General features: G+C 44.4%; 18 protein-coding genes. 9 read left to right on the top strand and 9 right to left on the bottom strand.

Translation table 11 applies throughout. The features are described 5' to 3' along the window. The first annotated feature begins 12 nt into the window (after positions 1 to 12). A complete protein-coding gene (locus tag C6347_RS13485) occupies positions 13 to 1,161 on the top strand; it encodes an amidohydrolase (protein ID WP_181185469.1) in 1,149 nt (382 codons plus the stop codon). Then, the gene (locus C6347_RS13490; protein ID WP_106031588.1) at positions 1,152 to 2,486 is read left to right on the top strand and encodes an MmgE/PrpD family protein; all 1,335 of its coding nucleotides are present in this window, start codon (positions 1,152 to 1,154) and stop codon (positions 2,484 to 2,486) included. Before C6347_RS13485 ends, C6347_RS13490 begins: the two co-directional genes overlap by 10 nt. A gap of 54 nt (positions 2,487 to 2,540) precedes the next feature. On the opposite strand, the gene C6347_RS13495 is transcribed toward C6347_RS13490, so the two are convergent. From C6347_RS13495 to C6347_RS13515, 5 genes are all read right to left on the bottom strand, one after another. Continuing rightward, on the bottom strand, positions 2,541 to 3,386 hold the full coding sequence (locus C6347_RS13495) for a GAF domain-containing protein (protein WP_044140502.1): 846 nt from the start codon (positions 3,384 to 3,386) through the stop codon (positions 2,541 to 2,543). 164 nt (positions 3,387 to 3,550) lie between these two features. Then, a complete protein-coding gene (locus C6347_RS13500) occupies positions 3,551 to 4,927 on the bottom strand; it encodes an aspartate kinase (RefSeq protein ID WP_060595543.1) in 1,377 nt (458 codons plus the stop codon). 174 nt (positions 4,928 to 5,101) lie between these two features. Then, positions 5,102 to 6,535, bottom strand: coding sequence for an MDR family MFS transporter (locus C6347_RS13505; RefSeq protein WP_060595544.1), 1,434 nt, complete (start codon positions 6,533 to 6,535; stop codon positions 5,102 to 5,104). Positions 6,536 to 6,551: 16 nt separating this feature from the next. Then, complete coding sequence (locus tag C6347_RS13510; protein WP_066031326.1) at positions 6,552 to 7,418, bottom strand: TetR/AcrR family transcriptional regulator; 867 nt, start codon at positions 7,416 to 7,418, stop codon at positions 6,552 to 6,554. A gap of 137 nt (positions 7,419 to 7,555) precedes the next feature. After that, positions 7,556 to 7,753, bottom strand: coding sequence for a hypothetical protein (locus C6347_RS13515; RefSeq protein WP_223251112.1), 198 nt, complete (start codon positions 7,751 to 7,753; stop codon positions 7,556 to 7,558). A 142-nt stretch (positions 7,754 to 7,895) separates the two neighbouring features. On the opposite strand from C6347_RS13515, the gene C6347_RS13520 reads away from it, so the two are divergent. Beyond that, positions 7,896 to 8,207: an ArsR/SmtB family transcription factor gene (locus C6347_RS13520; protein ID WP_034664461.1), complete on the top strand. Its 312-nt coding sequence runs from the start codon at positions 7,896 to 7,898 to the stop codon at positions 8,205 to 8,207. A 30-nt stretch (positions 8,208 to 8,237) separates the two neighbouring features. Here C6347_RS13520 and gabR read toward each other — a convergent pair whose 3' ends face one another. Continuing rightward, a complete protein-coding gene (gabR, locus tag C6347_RS13525) occupies positions 8,238 to 9,662 on the bottom strand; it encodes a MocR-like transcriptional regulator GabR (RefSeq protein ID WP_106071736.1) in 1,425 nt (474 codons plus the stop codon). Between the two features lie 109 nt (positions 9,663 to 9,771). Here gabR and gabT point away from each other — a divergent pair, with 109 nt between their 5' ends. Genes gabT through C6347_RS13540 form a run of 3 tightly spaced genes read left to right on the top strand, consistent with a single transcriptional unit; the run spans position 9,772 to position 13,867 of the window. Beyond that, positions 9,772 to 11,088: a 4-aminobutyrate--2-oxoglutarate transaminase gene (gene gabT, locus C6347_RS13530; RefSeq protein WP_066031324.1), complete on the top strand. Its 1,317-nt coding sequence runs from the start codon at positions 9,772 to 9,774 to the stop codon at positions 11,086 to 11,088. Between the two features lie 21 nt (positions 11,089 to 11,109). Then, positions 11,110 to 12,498: an APC family permease gene (locus C6347_RS13535; protein WP_066031323.1), complete on the top strand. Its 1,389-nt coding sequence runs from the start codon at positions 11,110 to 11,112 to the stop codon at positions 12,496 to 12,498. After that, positions 12,473 to 13,867 carry an NAD-dependent succinate-semialdehyde dehydrogenase gene (locus C6347_RS13540; RefSeq protein WP_106071737.1) on the top strand — a complete coding sequence of 465 codons (1,395 nt, stop codon included), beginning with the start codon at positions 12,473 to 12,475 and terminating at the stop codon, positions 13,865 to 13,867. Before C6347_RS13535 ends, C6347_RS13540 begins: the two co-directional genes overlap by 26 nt. A gap of 44 nt (positions 13,868 to 13,911) precedes the next feature. Here C6347_RS13540 and C6347_RS13545 read toward each other — a convergent pair whose 3' ends face one another. The 3 genes from C6347_RS13545 to C6347_RS13555 all read right to left on the bottom strand — a co-directional run bounded on the left by C6347_RS13545 (position 13,912) and on the right by C6347_RS13555 (position 16,972). Continuing rightward, a complete protein-coding gene (locus C6347_RS13545) occupies positions 13,912 to 14,508 on the bottom strand; it encodes an NAD(P)H-dependent oxidoreductase (RefSeq protein ID WP_060595549.1) in 597 nt (198 codons plus the stop codon). Positions 14,509 to 14,706: 198 nt separating this feature from the next. Further along, positions 14,707 to 15,321, bottom strand: coding sequence for a YcnI family copper-binding membrane protein (locus C6347_RS13550; protein ID WP_106071738.1), 615 nt, complete (start codon positions 15,319 to 15,321; stop codon positions 14,707 to 14,709). A 16-nt stretch (positions 15,322 to 15,337) separates the two neighbouring features. Further along, positions 15,338 to 16,972, bottom strand: a complete 1,635-nt coding sequence (locus C6347_RS13555; RefSeq protein ID WP_106071739.1) for a copper resistance CopC/CopD family protein — start codon at positions 16,970 to 16,972, stop codon at positions 15,338 to 15,340. 507 nt (positions 16,973 to 17,479) lie between these two features. Between C6347_RS13555 and C6347_RS13560 the strand changes: the two genes are divergently transcribed. The 3 genes from C6347_RS13560 to C6347_RS13570 all read left to right on the top strand — a co-directional run bounded on the left by C6347_RS13560 (position 17,480) and on the right by C6347_RS13570 (position 20,576). Continuing rightward, positions 17,480 to 18,922, top strand: a complete 1,443-nt coding sequence (locus C6347_RS13560) for a PTS mannitol transporter subunit IIBC (protein WP_034664061.1) — start codon at positions 17,480 to 17,482, stop codon at positions 18,920 to 18,922. Between the two features lie 96 nt (positions 18,923 to 19,018). Then, entirely contained in the window at positions 19,019 to 19,453 is a 435-nt protein-coding gene (locus C6347_RS13565; protein ID WP_034664060.1) for a PTS mannitol transporter subunit IIA, read from the top strand. 1 nt (position 19,454) lies between these two features. Continuing rightward, the gene (locus C6347_RS13570) at positions 19,455 to 20,576 is read left to right on the top strand and encodes a mannitol-1-phosphate 5-dehydrogenase (RefSeq protein ID WP_106061868.1); all 1,122 of its coding nucleotides are present in this window, start codon (positions 19,455 to 19,457) and stop codon (positions 20,574 to 20,576) included. Positions 20,577 to 20,607: the final 31 nt, after the last annotated feature.

Here is a 20,607-nt window from a genome sequence, read left to right on the forward strand (position 1 = left end):
TCAGTGAAATCAATAGGAAATGAAGCTTTAAACAAACGTTTAATTAACATTCGCCGAGCACTTCATGAGCATCCAGAGCTGGCGTTTGAAGAATATGAAACGACAAAGAAACTGCGCGGCTGGTTAGAAGAAGAAGGGATCACCGTACTCGATTTTCCAGCTCTTCAAACAGGTGTTGTCTGTGAAATCAAAGGAGAACAAGAGGGACCAACGATTGCCCTGAGGGCTGATATTGATGCACTTCCAATTGAAGAAGCATCAGGCGAACCATTTTCCTCAAAGATACCGGGGAAAATGCATGCTTGCGGTCATGATTTCCATACAGCTTCTATCTTTGGAGCGGCTCTTTTATTAAAAGAGCGGAAACACGAGATGAAAGGAACGGTCCGCATTTTGTTCCAGCCGGCTGAGGAAGTCGCCCAAGGAGCGAAACATGTCATAGAGGCAGGCGTATTAGATGGAGTGGATGCGATTTTTGGTATGCACAACAAACCTGATCTGCCAGTAGGCACCATTGGTATTAGAGAAAAAGCATTAATGGCAAGTGTTGACCGGTTTGAAATCGATATTAAAGGGACGGGTGGCCATGCAGGTATTCCGAATCACACGGTGGACCCGATTGCCATCAGCGGGCAGATCACAAGTGCTCTTCAGCAAATCGTCAGCCGCCGCATCAGCTCCTTACATCATGCAGTAGTCAGTATCACACGCATTCAAGGCGGTACATCATGGAATGTGATTCCTGATCGTGTTGAGATGGAAGGAACCGTTCGGACGTTTGAGCCTGAAGTGAGAGCGATGATTCCAGAGCTTATGAAACAAATCGTGAGTGGGATTGCCGAAGGATTTGGGGCAAAAGGCGAAGTGAAATGGCATCCGTATTTGCCTTCTGTGTTGAATGACGAGCGTTTGACAAAGGTGGTCGAAGAAACGGCAGATGCGCTGGATCTCACAGTAGTTCAGGCAGAGCAGTCACCGGGCGGAGAAGATTTTGCCCTTTATCAAGAACACATTCCAGGCTTTTTCGTATGGATGGGGACTAGTGGTACCAAGGAGTGGCATCACCCTGCGTTTACATTAAATGAAGAAGCACTTCCAGTTGCCGCTGCCTTCTTTTCCGAGCTTGCCGTTCAGGCATTGGAGTCACGATCATGGAACTAACAAAACAATTGGCAGAGGCTGTACTGTCTGCTAATCCACTTCAAGATCAGCGGGCGGTAGAAATGGCTCGAAATGGTCTGTTAGATGCTGCTGCGGCGGCGCTTGCTGCGAAAGAGGATGAAGGAATTCAAAAGCTCATGGCGCTTGTGGAACAAGAAGGCGGAGCCGCTCAAATTCCTGTCATTGGACAAGGGAAGAAGGTCAGCCGTCAATCAGCAGCGATGCTGAACGGCTACCTGATCCATGCCCTTGATTATGATGATGTGCATTCAGACGTGAGAGGACACCCAAGTGCGGTTATCATTCCAGCATTGCTATCACAGCTATCAGACGGCAAAGGGTTTGGCGATCGATTTTTAGCTGCCTACATCACAGGTGTTGAAGTGATGGCAAGGCTTGGCGAATCCATCGGCAAGGCGCATTATGAGCGGGGCTGGCATAATACCGGAACCCTCGGAGCCATTGCAGCAGTATGTGCCATTGGGTATTTAAAACAAGTCTCGCAGGAAGAGCTGGCGAAGGCAATCGGCTTTGCCGGAGCGCAATCAGCCGGAATGAGAAAGCAGTTTGGCTCTGATATGAAACCATTACAAGCCGGCTTAGCGGCTAAAACAGCCGTCTGGTCTATGGACTTAGCTTGTTCAGGTTTTGGCGGGAATGAATCGGTTCTTGATGGTACGCTTGGTTTCTTTTCTCTCTATGGAGATCAGGAGCGCGCGGAAAGTCGTTTACTAGAGGGATATGGTACAACGTGGCGTATTGTCTCGCCGGGGCTGTGGTTCAAAGTATACCCGTTCTGCTCAGCAGCGCATCATGCAGCAGATGCGATTCTGTCCTTAATGGAAGAGCATACTTTCTTTTCGGATCAGGTGAAACAAGTAGAGGTCATATTCCCGCCTGGCGGAGATGCAGCGCTTATTGAGCGGACACCTTTGACGGGCGAAGAAGGACGATTCAGTGTCGAATACGTCATCGCACTTGCCGTATTTGGACAGACGCTTACGCTGGATGCCTTTACGAAAAAAACCATTCCATCAGACATGCGCACATGGATGAAGCGGATGAGCAGAGAATATGATCAAACGACAGAACCCCATCCAGACGCTGTCCCAAAAGGTCGCTTTACGATTGTGAAGCTTACCTTATCTGATGGCACCACCATTAGCAAACGAGTCGATCTTCCGCGGGGCGCACCAGGCCATGCACTATCGAAAGAAGACATCATGCAAAAATTAAACAGTATCACAGACACATCGCATGCACAGCAGATTTTACAAGTTATTGAAGACGGAAACGATTCTTCTTATTTGCAGCTGCTGGCATGATTTAAAAAGAAGAAAAGGGCTAAAATTTATTTAGCCCTTTTTGTGTCTCATTCCTTATTCCATTTTAGTAAACGTCAAGCCAATATGAGCAAGTGCCTGCGGCAAGTCTTTCCGGATGGTGATGTCTTTAAATGAAATATTCGATTGAATCGCACTTAGAGCAAGATCTTGTTTAATCCCTGTTAAAACAGCCGAAATCCCTAAAAGTCTCAGCGTTTGTGCATAGCTGACCAGATATTGAATGCTCTGTTCATTCAGGCGTTTTGTTCCCGATACATCAATGACCAAATGAGAGAGCGACAGTCTGTAACTTTCCTGTAAAATGGTTTCTAAAATATGCTGAGCACGTGTCTCTTCGATATCACCTAGGAGAGGAAGCACGGCGACACCGTCAACAACTGGGACGATCGGTACAGATAATTGCTGAATCTGCCGGTTGGCACGGTCGAGTTCGAGGACGTAGCTTAATAGAGAAGCCATCGTTTCAAACATATGCACATGCTCTTCTGTGAATTGCTGTGGTCTTAGATCAAGCCCGCAAATCGTTCCGTAGTTTGTGCCATCAGTAAAATTAATCGGCACTCCGATGAATGATCCGCCTTGAAGACGTTTCGTGACTTCTAAGTATTTAGAACGATCATCCAATGATATATCAGGAATCACAAGCGTATCCTGATGATCGACCGCCAGTTTGCAAAATGTCTTCTCGTAAGGAATTTCTTCTCCTTCTTCAAGAAGCTGCTCATCATGATTCAGCACCTTTACAATCTGATTGGTGGTTTGATCGTTTTTAGCAATAAACAGTGTGTTTACATCAGTGAATTGACTCATCATATTTAAAATACTCGTAGAAGCATCATGAAAATTGCGAAACTGTTTTAATAGTTGTTGACGAGGCATTGTTTTAGGACTCCTTGTAGCTCCGATCATAGACCGGAACAATAGTTGATTTGTCTCTATCATACAAAATGAAACGAGAAATAGATATATTTTAATGCGCAAATCCATGTGAATCGGGCGAGAACAAAAAGGACTGCCGATCCTGAGATCTGGCAGTCTGCTGGTTAAAGGGAGACAGGGACGGTAGACATAGAGAAAAATTCTTCATACAACGCTTGAACGGCTTCTTTTTCTTGAGCCGCTTTGACGCCAAACATCATGCTGACCTCTGAAGAGCCTTGATTGATCATTTCAATATTGACCTTCGCTTTTGACAGCGCCTCTGCTGCTCTTGCTGTGGTGCCAACATTGTGACGCATCGCTTCTCCTACAACCATAATGAGTGAGAGATTCGGCTCTAAAACGACCTCATCTGCATCAAGCACAAGCTTCAAGCGGTCGAGCAGCTCTTGTTCAATATGCTGCTCCTCCAGCTGATCCTGTCTTAAAATAATGTTCATATCGTCAATGCCAGAAGGAACGTGCTCATACGTAAGCCCATATTCCTCTAACGTTTGCAGCACCTTACGTCCAAAACCGACTTCTCTGTTCATCAAATACTTGCTAATATAAATGCTGCAAAAACCGCTGTCTGAGGCGATTCCGACAACTGGTCCATTTGTATGATCTCGCTGGTTCACAATTTTTGTGCCTTTTGCTGAGGGATTATTGGTGTTTTTAATTTGCACAGGAATGCCTGCACGGAAGGCTGGAATGAGTGCTTCATCGTGGAACACAGAAAAACCAGCATAGGATAGCTCGCGCATTTCCCGGTACGTCAGCTCTGTAATTTCCTTCGGCTCATGAACGATCGTCGGATTGACAGCGTAGACAGCATCCACATCTGTAAAGTTTTCATACACATCTGCTTTCAAACCGTTTGCCAAAATGGAACCGGTAATATCGGAGCCGCTGCGAGAAAAGGTGACGATGTCCCCCGATAGACTAAAGCCAAAAAAGCCAGGGAAGATGATGATGCCAGAGCGCTCTCTTAATTTGTACAAATGATCATATGACTCTGGAAGGACTTGCGCTTGACCAGGCTCATCGCTCACAAATAAACCAGCTTCCTTTGGGTTCACATAGTGAGCTTCGACACCTTGATAGCGGAAATAGGCGGCAATGAGTTTTGCGTTATTGTCTTCACCGCTTGCTTTGATGGCATCAAGATATCGCTCAGGGTGAGACGAATCTGCCTGTAAGAGGGCATCTAGATCTTCCAGAATGGTGTCAATCACGTCATGACTTAACCCGAGTTCATCCGCAATCGAGGCATACCGTTCGATGACGGCTTTCTGTAAATCCTCTGCTTCCCCTAAACGTAAATATTGCTCACCACAGCTAATTAATAGATCGGTGACCTTCGTATCCGTTGAATGCCGTTTTCCTGGTGCGGAAACAACGACTGCTTTTCGAGCTGGATCTGCTGTTACAATGTCAAATACCTTTTGCAGCTGCTTGCCAGATGCAAGTGAACTGCCACCAAATTTAACGACCTTCAATGCATACATCTCCTATAGTAAAAATTTTCTCACAAATTGAATAGTTCCTATTATCAACTCTTTTCTTCAAATTATCAAGGTTTTTCTTCACTGTAAATACAAATGTCCTTTTGAAGAGGACGATATAATGTGAATATATGAAAAAAGAGCCGGCCATATGCCGAGCTCTTTTTCTTATGAAGAAGATGAGGAGGAAGATAGCTCCTGCTTCATCACTTTATTATCGCGTTTTTCCTTTAAGAAAAAGGAGAGGACGAGTCCAAGGACCGCAATCAATCCAGACACGATAAACGACGTGTTCATGCCGTGAACGGCTGATTTTAATGGGCTGGCTAATTCTGCATTTGCAGCAGAGCTGCTCATGATGGAGACAAGCACAGCCGTCCCAATGGAGCCGCCCATTTGTCTCATCGTGTTATTCATCGCTGTCCCATGCGGGATCAAATGAGGCGGTAAAGAGTTAATACCTGCGGTTGTCAGCGGCATCATGATCATCCCAACCCCGATTAAGCGAAGCGTGTAGGCGACCGTAATGAGGGCGATGGATGAATCAAGGGTGAGCAGCATAAATGGCAAGGTCGTAACGGTAAGTATCGTAAACCCGCCTAATGCCAGCCCTTTTCCACCGACTTTATCAAAAATTCGTCCAATAATTGGTGAGAGGAGCCCCATAAAGAGAGCACCAGGCAATAAGATCAGTCCTGTATCAAGAGCAGACAATCCTCTGACATTTTGCGTATAGAGCGGCAGAATCGTCTCTGTCCCAATCAATAAAGCAAAGACAAGCATCCCAAGAAAGGTCGTTAAGCTAAAGATTGCAAACTTAAAGACACCAAATTCAAGCATCGGTCTTGTCAAATTCGACTGGCGCAGAATAAAGAAGAACAAGCTCACAGCGCCGACAATCAGCGAAATGAGGACAGTCGCACTCGTCCAGCCATATGTTCCGACACTAGAAAATCCGTAAAGCAGTCCGCCGAAACCGAAGGACGACAAGATGACAGATAAAACATCAATTCGTGTCTCTCTTTGTTGCGTTACATTTTTCATTAAGAAGAAAGCAAGAATGAGATCAATGATACCGATTGGCAGTACAATATAGAACAAGAACTTCCAGCTGAAGGAATCGACAATCCAGCCGCCAAGTGTCGGTCCAAGAGCTGGTGCAAACGAAATGACAAGTCCGACCATACCCATTGCCTGACCACGTTTTTCTTTCGGGAAAATGGTTAAAAAGATCGTTTGCATCAGCGGCATTAAAATTCCTGCGCCGGCTGCCTGCACAATACGCGCTGCAAGTAATACAGGGAAATTCGTTGCAAACGCGGCAAGAATTGTACCGGCTGTAAAGATGCTAAGCGCCGTTAAAACTAAAGAACGGCTTGAAAATTTCTCGATTAAGAAAGCCGTGATCGGGATGAGAATCCCGTTTGTCAGCATAAAGGCTGTGGTGAGCCACTGTCCTTTGCTGACATCAATATTGAATTCCTCCATGATATGTGGGATCGCTGGAATGAGCAGCGTTTGGTTTAAAATCGCGACGAATGCCCCAACGAGGAAAATCCCAACAATCACAGATCGATTATACGATGTTGTTGATTGGTTCATGTTATCCCTTCTTTATCTATAGAATGATGCTTTTCAGCTGTGACACGTTTTGTGATAAAACGCTGTTTTTACCTAAATAATCGAGCAATGAGCTGATTAAAAAGGTTCTCGGTTGGTCCTTTGATAATTCTTGACTCAGCAGCTCAAACGCAGAGAGGAGATCGTCCTTTTCTTCTCCGTTTGGCAGTGCGTGAAGCTCTTGTTTGATCTTCGTTAAGGACGAGATGACAAGCTTTTCTTCATCATATTCGTCCTGTGAAGAAAGCAAATAAGAGTCCATCAGCTGATCTGTTAACACAGGCTCAATGGAACAAGGCTTTTTCGACACACGGTCCATCACGCCAATAATCATTTCGGCGGCATTTTCTAATTGGATGTTCTTATGCTCAATCGCCAGCATTAAGATGAATTCTCTCATTAATCCGTTGAGGACGATCACAAGATCCCAGACATAAGGAGCGACAGATTCACCATATGTGCTTAAAATAATGTCTCTGTGCCGCTGCATGATAATGGAGCGTGTCTCGCGTAAATGTTTAATGACAATGGGCGAATGCTGCGAAAAAGCTTCAAAGGACAGCATATTCAAAAATTTATGATTCTCTTTAAACTCTTCAAGCTCAAGTTTGATCTTCTTTGTGAATTTTTCCTTTTTGGACAGCGTCGTTTCTGAATGAATGATCTGAGAAATCTCTCTCATTTTGCACTGATTGTATTTAATCAGTTCTAATAGAAGAGCTTCCTTTGAATCAAACAGTTTATAAATAGACGCTTTTGATATTTTACAGGCATCGGCAATTGACTGCATGGAGACACTCATATAGCCTTTTTGAGAAAACAATTTCTTTGAAACCCGCAAAATCTCTTCTTGCTTTTCGTTCATCTACATAAGTCCTTTCCGAATCGGCAAAACCATATGGTCACAATGGAAACCGAGTGGTCACTTTTGCAATGATAACAAAACCAATGACCTATGACAAGAAAAGAAACTTAAAAAACACCTATCTTATGACAGGTATTTTATCCTTCCGCATGTGCGGCATATATGATGATCTGTCCGTTAAATTCGGCGATCAAAAGGTCTTTTCGCTCCTTTACAGAGTAAATCGCTGTCCCTTTTTTCAACTGGGAAGCTGTGCCGTGATCAAAATGTTCGGCAGCTGTTTTCTGAATGATACCTACTTGCTGATGTTTTGTGACGGTTAGTTGATGGGTCAAATCTACATTTGTTTGATAGACAGTTCCTTCCCTTCAAGACAGCTTTTATATAGTCATAGTCGTTTCCAAAGGATGTATCGTTACTTTGTATGAGGCGAGTCATGAGATTGTATGTTGGCACAAAATACGATACATTTATCGTATGAATAATCCAATCCATCCAACTCAAGAAGACATAAGACTGATTTCTGTGCTGCACGCATTGGCTGATCCAATCCGGTTAGAAATTGTCCGCTGCTTAGCAGAAGCGGGCGAGAGGACATGCGGTACGTATGAGATGAATATTGCCAAATCTACGCTTTCTCATCACTTCAAAGTGCTGAGGGAGGCAGGCGTCGTGAAAGTGAGAATTGACGGTAAACACCGCTACTATTCTTTAAGAAAAGAAGACATCGAGACCGCTTTTCCTGGACTCGTGTCATCCATTTTAGCCGTAGATAAAGAGCGGTGGTAAGCCAGCTGTCTAGTAAAGCAGCTGGCTGTTTTATTTCCCATAAATCGACTCATACAGTCTTTTCACCGCCGGCTCAATATCCTCTGGCCGCATATGAGAGAAGCCGAGGACGAGTGGAACAAAGCCTTCCTGATGCCCCGGCAATTGCTCATCAAGGGTAAAACGGTCCATCCCGTACATTTTAAGCTTTCTTTCTTTGGCTCGCTGTAAAATCTCATGCTGCGTGCGGTTTGAGCGGAACTCTGCGATAAAATGAAGTCCAGCATTTTCCCCAATAATCCGTACATTGTCAGTAAAAACCGTGTCGAGCTCTTCAATGAGCTGCTTCCGCTTTTCCTCATATAAACCATTCATTCTTTTAATATGCCGCTGATACGCCCCATCTTTTATAAAATGAAGAAGGGTGTATTGTGTAAAAAGGCTGGCTGTTTGAATGAAGAAGTGCTGTTCTTCCTTATAGCGTCTCAATAAATGCTGCGGGAGCACCATGTAGCTTAGTCTTAAGCCTGGCAGCAATGACTTTGAAAAGGTCCCCATATAAATGACTTTGTCATATCGATCCAAACTTTGCAGCGCTGGAATGCTGTCTGTACCATACTTGAATTCACTGTCATAATCATCCTCGATAATATAACGGCCGGGCTGATCGGCTGCCCAGTTTAAGAGTTGAATCCGCCGGGAAATCGGCATAATCACCCCTGTTGGGAATTGATGTGAAGGGGTAATGATTAAGACATTCGGCTGTTTTTTGTGAATGTCACTCATCCGCACCCCTTTTTGATCAATGCCAATCGTTTCAATTCGGTGATGATTGTTTTTCAGCATTTGATAGAGCCGGCGATAGCCAGGGTTTTCTAATCCGTATACTTGATCGGCTGGAAGAATGCTTGATAAAGAATGGATAAGTGATTGCGTGCCTGCGCTTAAAATGAGCTGTTCTGGGTAGCATTTGACCCCTCGCGCAAGCCCGATCAACCGGGCAATCGTTTCCCGAAGCTCGTACACACCTTGTGGATGCGGAAGCTCACCAAACGCTTCTTGATGGAGGCTGATCGCCTTTTGTTCACTTTTCAGCCAGCTTTTAAATGGAAAATTGGCTGTATCAACAGAGATATGTGAAAAGGAATACCAGTCGTCCCGTGCAATCGACTCCTCTTTTAAATCGGCTGGAAGGGACGAGGGTTCCAGCTGACCTGACTCATGAAACGTTTCTAATGACTCCACAAAAAAACCTTTGCGTTCGACCGAATATAAATATCCCTCAGCAAGCAGCTGCTGATACGCGCCATTCACTGAATTCACGCTGACGTTTAATGTATCTGCTAACTCTCGTTTAGAGGGTAATTGATCGTGCGGCTGAAGGTTTCGATTTAAAATTTCACCTTTAATTTTCGTATAAATTTGATGATAAATAAATCCGTTTGCCCCTGTTTGATCTAGTTGAATTGTCAGCATCTCGTCATTCCATCCTCTCTGGTACCATGAAAAAAATGATATTGGTACTTTCTATCATACCAAAAAATATTCAGAATAATAAAAAAAGACATAAAGGGGATGGATGACAATGAGTCAAACGACAACAAACCGTTTTTCAACAGAAGAATGGCAGGGGAAAAGAGATCAATACGTCGCAAGAGGCGTGAGTAATGGCAACCGTCATCTTGCAGCGAAGGGGAAGGGTGCCGAGCTGTTCGATATCGATGGGAAACGTTTTATCGATTTTGCTGGCGCTATCGGTACTTTAAATGTAGGTCATTCACATCCAAAGGTTGTGGAGGCCGTCAAAGCACAGGCAGACAGTCTGATTCACCCAGGATTCAACGTCATGATGTACGAATCGTATATCGAATTGGCAGAAAAGCTATGCCGCCTCACACCAGGCGATCATGACAAGAAAGCCATTTTTCTCAATTCAGGTGCAGAAGCTGTTGAAAATGCGGTGAAAATTGCACGTAAATATACGAAAAGACAGGCCGTTGTGTCGTTTACAAGAGGCTTCCACGGCAGAACGAATATGACGATGAGCATGACGAGCAAGGTCAAGCCATATAAATTTGGGTTCGGACCATTTGCGTCAGAGGTGTATCAAGCACCATACCCTTATTACTATCAAAAGCCAGAAGGATTAAGCGATGCAGCCTACGATGAGTACATCATTGATCAATTCAATCAATTCTTTGTCGCAGCCGTTGCACCAGAAACCGTTGCATGTGTGGTCATGGAACCAGTCCAAGGGGAGGGCGGATTCATTGTACCATCGAAGCGTTTTGTTCAGCATGTTGCTTCATTCTGTCAGCAGCACGGGATTGTCTTTGTTGCAGATGAGATCCAAACAGGCTTTGCGAGAACGGGGAAATACTTTGCGATTGAGCACTTTGATGTGGTGCCGGACTTAATCACGGTGTCAAAATCTCTTGCTGCTGGATTACCACTGAGCGGTGTTATTGGCAGAAAAGAACTGCTTGATGCGGCAGATCCAGGTGAGCTCGGGGGGACATATGCAGGAAGTCCATTAGGCTGTGTGGCAGCACTAGCAGTTCTTGATATTATTGAAACGGAACAATTGAATCAACGATCTGAACACATTGGACAAGTCATTGAGGACAAAGCAAATGATTGGAGAACAACGTATCCATTCATTGGGGAAGTCCGCCGATTAGGGGCAATGGCGGCGATTGAAATTGTGGAAGATCAAAAAACGCGTACACCAGATAAGAAAACAGCCGCAGCGATTGCAGCATATGCAAATGAGCACGGGCTGCTCTTATTAACGGCAGGGATTAATGGGAATATTATTCGCTTCTTAACACCACTTGTCATCACAGATGAGCTGCTGAATGAAGGACTGGGGATCATCGAGGACGCCTTCAAAGCACGCTAAACAACAAAGGGGGATGGTTGTATGCAAAAACAACAAATGGCAAAAACCATGTCGCAGTCTGACGTACTGTTTTTATCCATTGGTGCAATGCTTGGATGGGGCTGGGTTGTACTTTCGGGAGATTGGATTTTAACAGCAGGATTTTTAGGCAGTGTCATCGCCTTTGTCATCGGCGGTATTCTCGTCATCTTTATTGGACTCACGTATGCTGAGCTTTCGTCTGCCATTCCAGAGACGGGAGGAGGGCTCGTCTTTGTCCAGCGGGCATTTGGGATGAAATCAGCGTTCGTCTCAGCATGGGGCGTATTGTTTGGTTATGTGTCCGTCATTACGTTTGAAGCTGTTGCCTTGCCAACTGTCATTGATTATGTCATTCCAACACAGCATGTTGGCTTCCTATGGAATATAGGGGGATGGGACGTTTATTTCACATGGGTGTTGATTGGATCTGGTGGTGCTTTATTTTTAACAGCGCTGAACTACATTGGCGCCAAGCCAGCTGCTATTTTTCAATCTGTTTTTACAGTGGCCATTATCCTGACAGGTTTTCTTCTTTTAGGCGGCGCAACATTTAACGGAAATCTAGCAAACCTTGAGCCGATGTTTCAAGGCGGAGTTGGCGGTCTCATGGCGGTTTTAGTGATGATTCCCTTTTTATTCGTTGGTTTTGATGTCATCCCGCAAGTGGCGGCGGAGATCAATGCGCCGAAGAGAATTATCGGGAGAATTTTGATTATCTCCATCGTGAGTGCCGTTGTGTTTTATCTGCTCATTGTCTTTGGGGTAGCTGCTGGGCTGTCAAAAGGACAGCTTGAAGCCTCTTCATTGGCGACAGCAGATGCGATGGTGCAGCTGCTCGGTCATCAGGCGTTTGGAACAGTGCTTGTCATTGGCGGTGTAGCAGGAATTGTGACGAGCTGGAATGCTTTTATCATCGGTGCAAGCCGCATCTTATACGCTATGGCGGAAAGAGGCATGATTTCCAAATGGTTTGCGTATATTCATCCAAAGTATAAAACACCGACACATGCGATTTTATTTCTTGGTGCATTGGCCTTTTTCGCTCCATTATTAGGGCGTCCTGCCCTCGTGTGGATTGTCAATGCGGGCGGTGTCGGAATTATCGTAGGGTACTTAATAGTGTCCATTGCCTTTATGAGACTTCGCAAAGCAGAACCAGAGCTTGAGCGTCCATACCGCATTAAGTATTGGCGGACGACAGGCGTTTTAGCTATCGGGCTGAGTCTCCTTTTTCTTTCATTTTATTTTCCAGGAATGCCGGCCTCCTTATCATGGCCAGCTGAATGGATATTGCTTTTAGGTTGGGCACTCATTGGGTATATACTATATGTAATGAATCCAAGAACGAAGGAGACGGTAGAGCATGACAAACGAACTCAAAGTGTATAATCCTGCAACAGGAGAAGAAATTGCTTCAGTTGCTCAGCATACAAAAGAACAGATCGAAGACGCCATTACCCGCTCACATAAAGCATTCAAAGCATGGGCAAAAACGTCTGCGCATGAACGTGCCAATATCATTCGCAAGTGGTTTGATCTCATGATTGAACATAAAGAAAGGCTCGCGAAAATCATCACGGAAGAAAACGGGAAGCCGTATCAAGAAGCATTAGGCGAAATCGTCTATGCGGCTGGATACATTGAATGGTACGCAGAGGAAGCCAAACGGATCTACGGCAGAACCATTCCGTCTCATACGACGAACAAACGCCTTTTCGTCACAAAGCAGCCAGTTGGTCCTGTTGCAGCCATTACTCCTTGGAATTTCCCTGCAGCCATGATCACGAGAAAGGCTGCACCAGCACTTGCAGCGGGCTGTACGTTTATTGTGAAACCTGCTGAAGACACGCCGCTGACGGCTATTGAACTTGTGAAATTAGGCCACGAAGCTGGAATTCCAGAGGATGCCCTGCAATGGGTGGTTGGAGATGGAAAAGAAGTCGGTGAAATATTCACAGATAGTCCATTGATTCGCAAAATCACGTTCACAGGCTCAACGCCAGTCGGAAAGCATCTGATCAAAAACAGTGCGAGTACAGTCAAGCACGTATCAATGGAGCTTGGCGGCCATGCTCCGCTCATCGTAGACAAAGATGCCAATCTTGAACTAGCTGTCAAACAAGCAGTGGCGTCTAAGTTCCGTAATGCAGGACAAACCTGTGTCTGTGCCAACCGCTTAATTGTGCATGAAGACATTCATGAAGCATTTGCTCAAGGCTTCAGCAAAGAAGTAGAAAAGCTAAAAGTGGGAAATGGCTTTGAAGAAGGCACATCCATCGGCCCAATTATCAACAAGCGCGGCTTTGATAAAATTGTCGGCCAAATTCAAGATGCAGTCGATAAAGGGGCGAAAATCCTTGTCGGCGGAGATACGCATTTCGATGATGAAAAGTCGTATTATTTTGTCCAGCCAACGGTTCTCACACATGTAGACCCTTCCATGAACATCATGCATGAAGAAACCTTTGGACCAGTGGCGCCGATTACGACGTTCAAAACGCTAGATGAAGCGATTGAATTAGCCAACGATACACCTTTTGGTCTTGCAGCTTATTTCTTTACAGAAAATTATCGAAACGGCCTCTACATCTCAGAGAATCTTGATTACGGGATCATTGGCTGGAATGATGGCGGCCCATCGGCTGTTCAAGCACCATTCGGAGGAATGAAAGAAAGCGGAATTGGCCGTGAAGGCGGCATCGAAGGGATCGAACCGTATTTAGAAACCAAATATGTATCCATTGGTTTAGACGAATAAACGTGAAAAAGACTGCCTGAGGAATCTTGGCAGTCTTTTTTATGTTAAACAGCCGGCGGAAAAAGCTGCTCCACCGTTTCTTTCGTTTCTTTCAGAATTTCGTGGATGTAATCTGCTGGTGCCTGCTCCATGCTGCTGAACAAAAGTCGTTCAACAGGCTCAACACCAATAAAATTGAAGACTTCTGTATCTGTTGTCATGCGATGGGAGGCGGAAATGATCCGCTTAGAGTCAAGAAAGGTCCTTGGAGCATCGTGCGTGTTGATAATGACACCTTTTTTGTGCCGAAGCAGGTTTTCAATAGCCCCCTGCTCATTGATTTGATAAGCGAAGCCCTCAGAAAAAACGCGTTCTACATAGCCCTTTAGCATAGCGGGTAAGCCTGTCCACCAAATGGGAAAAATAAACGTTAGGACATCTGCTTGCTGAATCAGCTTCTGCTCTGTTTGAATGGCAATTGGGACATTACCCCGTTTGATCGCAGCCTTTTCCAACATGCTTAGCTCTGGCGAAAAACCAAGAGCATAGACATCACGAACAGTCACTTCATGACCATTGTTCAAAAGAGTGCTGACAACAAGATCTAATAAGGTTTGATTTAAGCTTTGCTGGGGATGAGCAAATATAATTAGATGGTTCATCTTATAGCCTCCTAGGTGGTCATGTGTCTCATTATGGCATGCACCATTACCCTATTCAATCCTATGTTGGTAATAATAGGTTGGGAAAATGGAAGTTGATCGTCCTAGTTTGCAGGCAAAGCCTTGCATCTCGTGTTCAAATAAGGTGGATAGAAATGAAAGCGATCGTTTCCGTGAAAACGATCGCTTACGAATCAATTATTTCTTTCTAAAAGCAAGTCCCAGTGCAATCAGTGCTACGACTAGAGCAGCAATGGACAACCCTAGCCCAAGTGGTGAGGAAGAGTTGGAGGCTGTTTCAGATGCCTTTTCTTCTTTTGGTTTTTCTTGTCCATGTGAATCCGTTACCGTATTAGATGCCACAATGTTTGTGATGGAATGCGGCTTATCAGCATCTTTATCGCCTGTCCATTCAACGACCGTTCCATCTTTATAATATTGATATGCATCCCATGCAGCTTCACCTGCTTTTTCAGGGTTTTTCGCTACAAAAACGAATTGCTGGAACTGTCCGGCAAGCACGCCTTTACCCGTTGCTTCCCAAGTCACTCTTGTCACCTTGCCATCTTTTTCTTCAGTTGACGTTTTCCATCCAGGGACTGGCTCATATTGCTGGAATTCTACACCTTTAGGTATTGTCACGACAACCTTAGTGGTTGGACTGTCACTCTCAGAAGGAACTTTTAACGTATAGGTTTCCCACGCATTTGTCGCAGACGTATCAGGCTTGACTGTGACATGAGCACTCACAGGAATCGCCAATAAAAATGAAGCGAGAAGCATTGGTAATAAAGCTTTAACGTATTTTTTCATATGGTATGAACTCCTTTTAGTTTCTTCTAATAAATGTGGTATCGATATTTTCAAAAGAACCAGTTAATGCATGGATTTCAATTTTCCAAGTACCTTTTTCATTTAACAAGAGGTTTTCAGCAGAGAAATGACCATTTTTTAATCGTTTCAGCTGAAATTCACTCGGTTTCTCTTCCCCGAATAAGGCGACTTTATGGATCTTGGCTGACACAGATTGAATATCTGTAATCGTTTGTCCATCCTTCTTCGTAAATGCGACCTCGAATGTGTTTTTCCCCGGAGCATTCGGGGTAATGCTCATGGACACAATGTCACGATGCTCCACTTGGTTTGCGCCGAAGAATGGCTCAGGTTCAGGCGGAGGAGGGCTCGGAATATTGGTAAACACAGCCGTTAATAACAAAATGGCGATTCCGATAATCCACTCAGCTCGTAACGAAACGTTTTGTTTCTGTTTCTTTTCCCATCTCAGCATCAAGTAATGGACAAGTCCTAGAAGGCCCATCAAGATAAATAAACCAAGCTTGATTAAAAAGGTTCGTCCATACGCTGATTCGAAAAGAGCATCAAACGATTGCAAAATGAAGATGGCATTCACAAATCCTGAAAACACAATGAGTCCAACAGAGAGCAGCGCCCAAGGGTGAAACGCTGTTAACGTACTCCGTATGAGCGGCTGATCTTCATTTGGCAGCTTCTTCAACAATAAAAGCACAATGGCTGTTAAACCACCGACCCAGATCGATGCAGAAACGAGATGGATGAAATCAAGTGACGTTGTCAGTATTTTATTATCGGTTGCTGCTGGATGTCCGATTTGTGCCTTCAGCCAGAGAAGCACTGCGAATAAGAGCAGTGGAAACAACCAGACCCGAAAAGATGTGAAATCCCCTTTTTTCATCGCGACTATGCTCCAAATGGTCAGAAGAACAAATGACACCATGAGCATCATCCACAAACTACCGCCAGAAGTCGACGCAATGGTTTCTTGTAAGAGGGATGGTTGAAATGCCCCCAAAAAGGACACGTCTGCCGCTGATTTTGTTTGAATTGGCAGCTGGAACACGAGTGCTCCGCCCATCATGATCAGTGACAAAGTCAAAAGCCGTTTCATTCGTTTCACTAATACAGGAGAAATGGCTGTTTTAAACCAAAACAGTCCAAACAAAATGGTCCCGAGAAATAAGCTAAACGACGTATAAAGTAAGGCTTTATCAATGGTCGAGGCTACATCGATGGATTCATTCGTTTGACCTTGATCTAATTGGTCAAAACCGCCACCCGCTTTGCCAATACTAAACGGGATCATGCCAGAGACAGAGTGTCCGTCTGCTGATACCGCATTCCACTGAATGGTATAAATCCCCTTTGGTAAATCCTTTTTTAAAGCAGCTTCCATGATTTTTTGATCTTTAATGACCGTATCTCCTTTATCCACACGATCACCTTTTGCATTTAGCACCTTAATGGCATGAAATCCACTTTCGATTCCTTCACTAAATGTGATAGAGACTGAAGGAGGCTGCTTCTCCAGCTCTTCATTTGCCGCTGGATTTGAGCTGACGACGTATGCATGAGCAACTGCTTCCTTTGGAATGAAAAAAGCGAACGTGACGATAAGGAGCAGAATCCACTTACTATGTTTCAACAAGATAAATAACCGCCTTTCTACCTATGAAAATGTCTCATGTATCAGAAAGAAAGCGGCAGTAAACTGTGAGTCACAGAAAAAACCGCTCCTCCTATTGTGCCGCTCACTCTAAAAGGTAAACGAAACAAACAGCAAGATGGTTCACTTTTTCTGTGTCATGTCTGCGCAGACATTTCTTGATTGAATAGGTTTGATCATGTATAAGCCTAGTCGATTTAAGAAGAGGAAACAAGAAGAGACTATTTGAAAGTTGTGAAATTCCAATGAATTTTGCATCAAAACCACGGCACGTCAACCTTTTTACTCCATTTGTCCTATGCTCTGACAGAGAATTCACATCATATTTCAATTTTGTCACACACTAAGTGACAAAGTGACATTTAGTTTCAATTGAAGGGAAAGTGAAAGCGTTTTACGATAAGGTTAAGGGCTTCACTGACACTTGTTCTTATATCTTTTGACCTATAAAGCCCTGAATAAAGGGAGAGAAGAAAGGAGTTTTCATAGATGCAGGAAAAAAGCGGATTCCGCGTAAAAGTACAGCGCTTTGGAAGCTATTTAAGCGGCATGATTATGCCGAATATTGGAGCATTTATCGCTTGGGGACTCATTACGGCATTGTTCATTCCGAGTGGCTATTTGCCAAATGAACAATTAGCTTCACTTGTTGGTCCAATGATCAACTACTTACTGCCGCTCTTAATCGGTTACACAGGCGGTAAGCTCGTATACGACCACCGAGGCGGGGTACTCGGTGCAACCGCGACGATTGGGGTCATTGTCGGTTCGGACATTCCAATGTTTTTAGGTGCCATGATCATGGGACCACTTGGCGGTTACTTGATTAAGAAAATTGATCAGCTGTTCAAAGATCGAATCAAATCGGGCTTTGAGATGCTTGTGAATAACTTTACGGCAGGGATTCTAGGTGCCATTCTTGTCGCGATTGCCTTCTACGCCATCGGCCCAGTGGTACTTGGTCTAAATAAAGCCCTTGCAGCAGGTGTAGATATCATTGTGAATGCACATTTGCTTCCGCTGGCAAGTATTTTCATTGAACCAGCGAAAGTCTTGTTCTTAAACAATGCGATTAACCAAGGAATTTTAGGTCCTTTAGGGGTGGAGCAAGCGGCAAAGACAGGGCAGTCCGTTCTGTTCTTGCTTGAAACAAACCCAGGACCAGGGTTAGGTGTTCTACTTGCGTACATGTTCTTTGGTAGAGGAAATGCGAAACAGTCTGCACCGGGTGCGATTGTCATTCAATTCCTAGGAGGAATTCATGAGATTTACTTCCCGTACATCTTAATGAAACCAAAGCTCATTTTGGCGGTTATTGCAGGGGGAGCAAGCGGCGTTCTGACCTTTACCCTGTTAAATGCAGGCTTAAAGGCTGTGCCGTCACCAGGAAGTATTATCGCCCTCATGCTGATGTCACCAAAAGGCGGACACCTTGCCGTTCTTGCAGGTGTTGTCGTGGCAGCCGTCGTATCATTCCTTGTCGCTTCTGTGATTTTGAAGGCTTCAAAAGCTGTTGATGAGGATCTAACAGCAGCAACAGAAAAGATGCAGGACATGAAAGGGAAGAAAAGCGCTGCAGCCGCGGCTCTTACAGCTCAAAAAGAAGATGCTGAAGCAAATGAGCAAGCAGCATCTCCAAGTGATGTCAATCCAGATGACGTGAACAAAATCATCTTTGCCTGCGATGCAGGAATGGGCTCAAGTGCGATGGGCGCATCCATCTTAAAGAATAAAGTCAAAAAGGCAGAGCTTGATATTGATGTGACAAACACATCCATCAGCAACATCCCAGATGACGCCGATGTGGTCTTTACTCATAAAGATTTAACAGACAGAGCCAAGGCGAAACTGCCGGGCGCTGTGCATATCTCAGTTGATAATTTCTTAAACAGCCCGAAATACGATGAGCTGATTGAGAAATTGAAAAAATAACATGACGAAACGGGTTGAGTTCAATTTTTCTTTATTGAACTCCCCGTTTTGGTTGTTTTTCTGATTTTCCATTCTAAAAAAGGTGTGTGATCATTCATGAAACAAGTACTTTCAAAAGACAATATTTTTCTAAACGAACAAGCAGGCTCAAAAGAAGAAGCCATTAAAAAAGCGGGCGAGGTCCTAGTGGCAAACGGCTATGTCACAAGTGATTATGTTGACAAAATGTTTGAAAGAGAAAATATCTCATCTACATTTATGGGCAACGGGATTGCGATTCCTCATGGAACAGAGGATGCGAAAGCGGCTGTCCTTCATTCTGGGATTTCCATCATTCAAATTCCAGAAGGTGTTGAATACGGAGAAGGAAATATCGCCAAAGTTGTCTTTGGCATCGCTGGTAAAAACAACGAACACCTCGATATTCTTTCTCAAATTGCGATTGTCTGTTCAGAAGAAGAAAATGTAGAACGCATCATCCATGCAAAGGATCAGGATGAACTGATCGCCATCTTTAACGAGGTGAACTAATATGAAGGCACTTCATTTTGGAGCAGGAAATATCGGCAGAGGGTTTATCGGATCTTTGTTAAAAACATCAGGCTTTGAGCTTGTCTTTACCGATGTAAATGAAGCGGTCATCAACGAGCTGAATGAAAGAGGAGAATACACGGTTGAACTCGCAGCGCCAGGTCAAAAACAAGAAGTGGTCGGCCCTGTGACAGCGATCAATTCTGCACAAGACACAGCGGCATTAACAGAGGCCGTCGCATCAGCCGATTTAATTACAACAGCTGTTGGACCAGCCGTTTTGAAGATCATAGCTTCATCGATTGCTGAAGGATTAAAACAGAAAAAGCCTGACCATATCATCAACATCGTGGCATGTGAAAATATGATTGGAGGCAGCTCTCATTTAAAAGAAGCCGTTTTCTCTCATATAACAGAAGAGGAACAAGAAGCGTTGTCACAAACAGTTGGTTTTCCAAACGCTGCTGTGGACCGCATTGTTCCGATTCAGCACCATGAGGACATTCTGAAAGTATCAGTCGAGCCTTTTTTCGAGTGGGTCATTGATGAGACTGGCTTTATTGGTGACGTTCCTCAGATTGAAGGAGCAACCTTTGTAAAAGATTTGACGCCGTATATTGAGCGCAAACTCTTTACTGTCAACACAGGGCATGCACTAGCTGCTTATGTCGGGTATCAGCAAGGCGTTCAAACGATTAAAGAAGCCGTCGATACACCAGAGATTCGCCGAGTTATTGAAGGAGCACTTCATGAAACAGGCAGTTATTTAATCGACACATATGGCTTTCAGAAAGAAGAACATGATGCGTATATTCAAAAAATCATCAAGCGATTCGAAAATGCTTTTATCTCCGACGAAGTCACTCGTGTCGCACGATCTCCTCTTAGAAAGCTGGGAGCAGACGACCGTTTAATCGGTCCAGCGAAAAAGATCAAACAGCCAGTGTACTTAATCAAAGGCATCGCTGCAGCTCTCGCTTATGACTTTGCCGAAGACGAAGAAGCGGTTCGTTTGCAGGCATTAAGAAAAGAAAAAGGAATTGAAGGTGTGCTGGAAGAAGTATGTGGCCTCACACCAACAGACGATCTCTATCAAGCCATTCTGAAAGAAACAGCTCGATAATCAGAAAATCCCTTTCCAACGAGTGAAAGGG

It is taken from the genome of Bacillus sp. NMTD17 (genome assembly GCF_002998735.1).
GTDB lineage: Bacteria > Bacillota > Bacilli > Bacillales > Bacillaceae > Bacillus.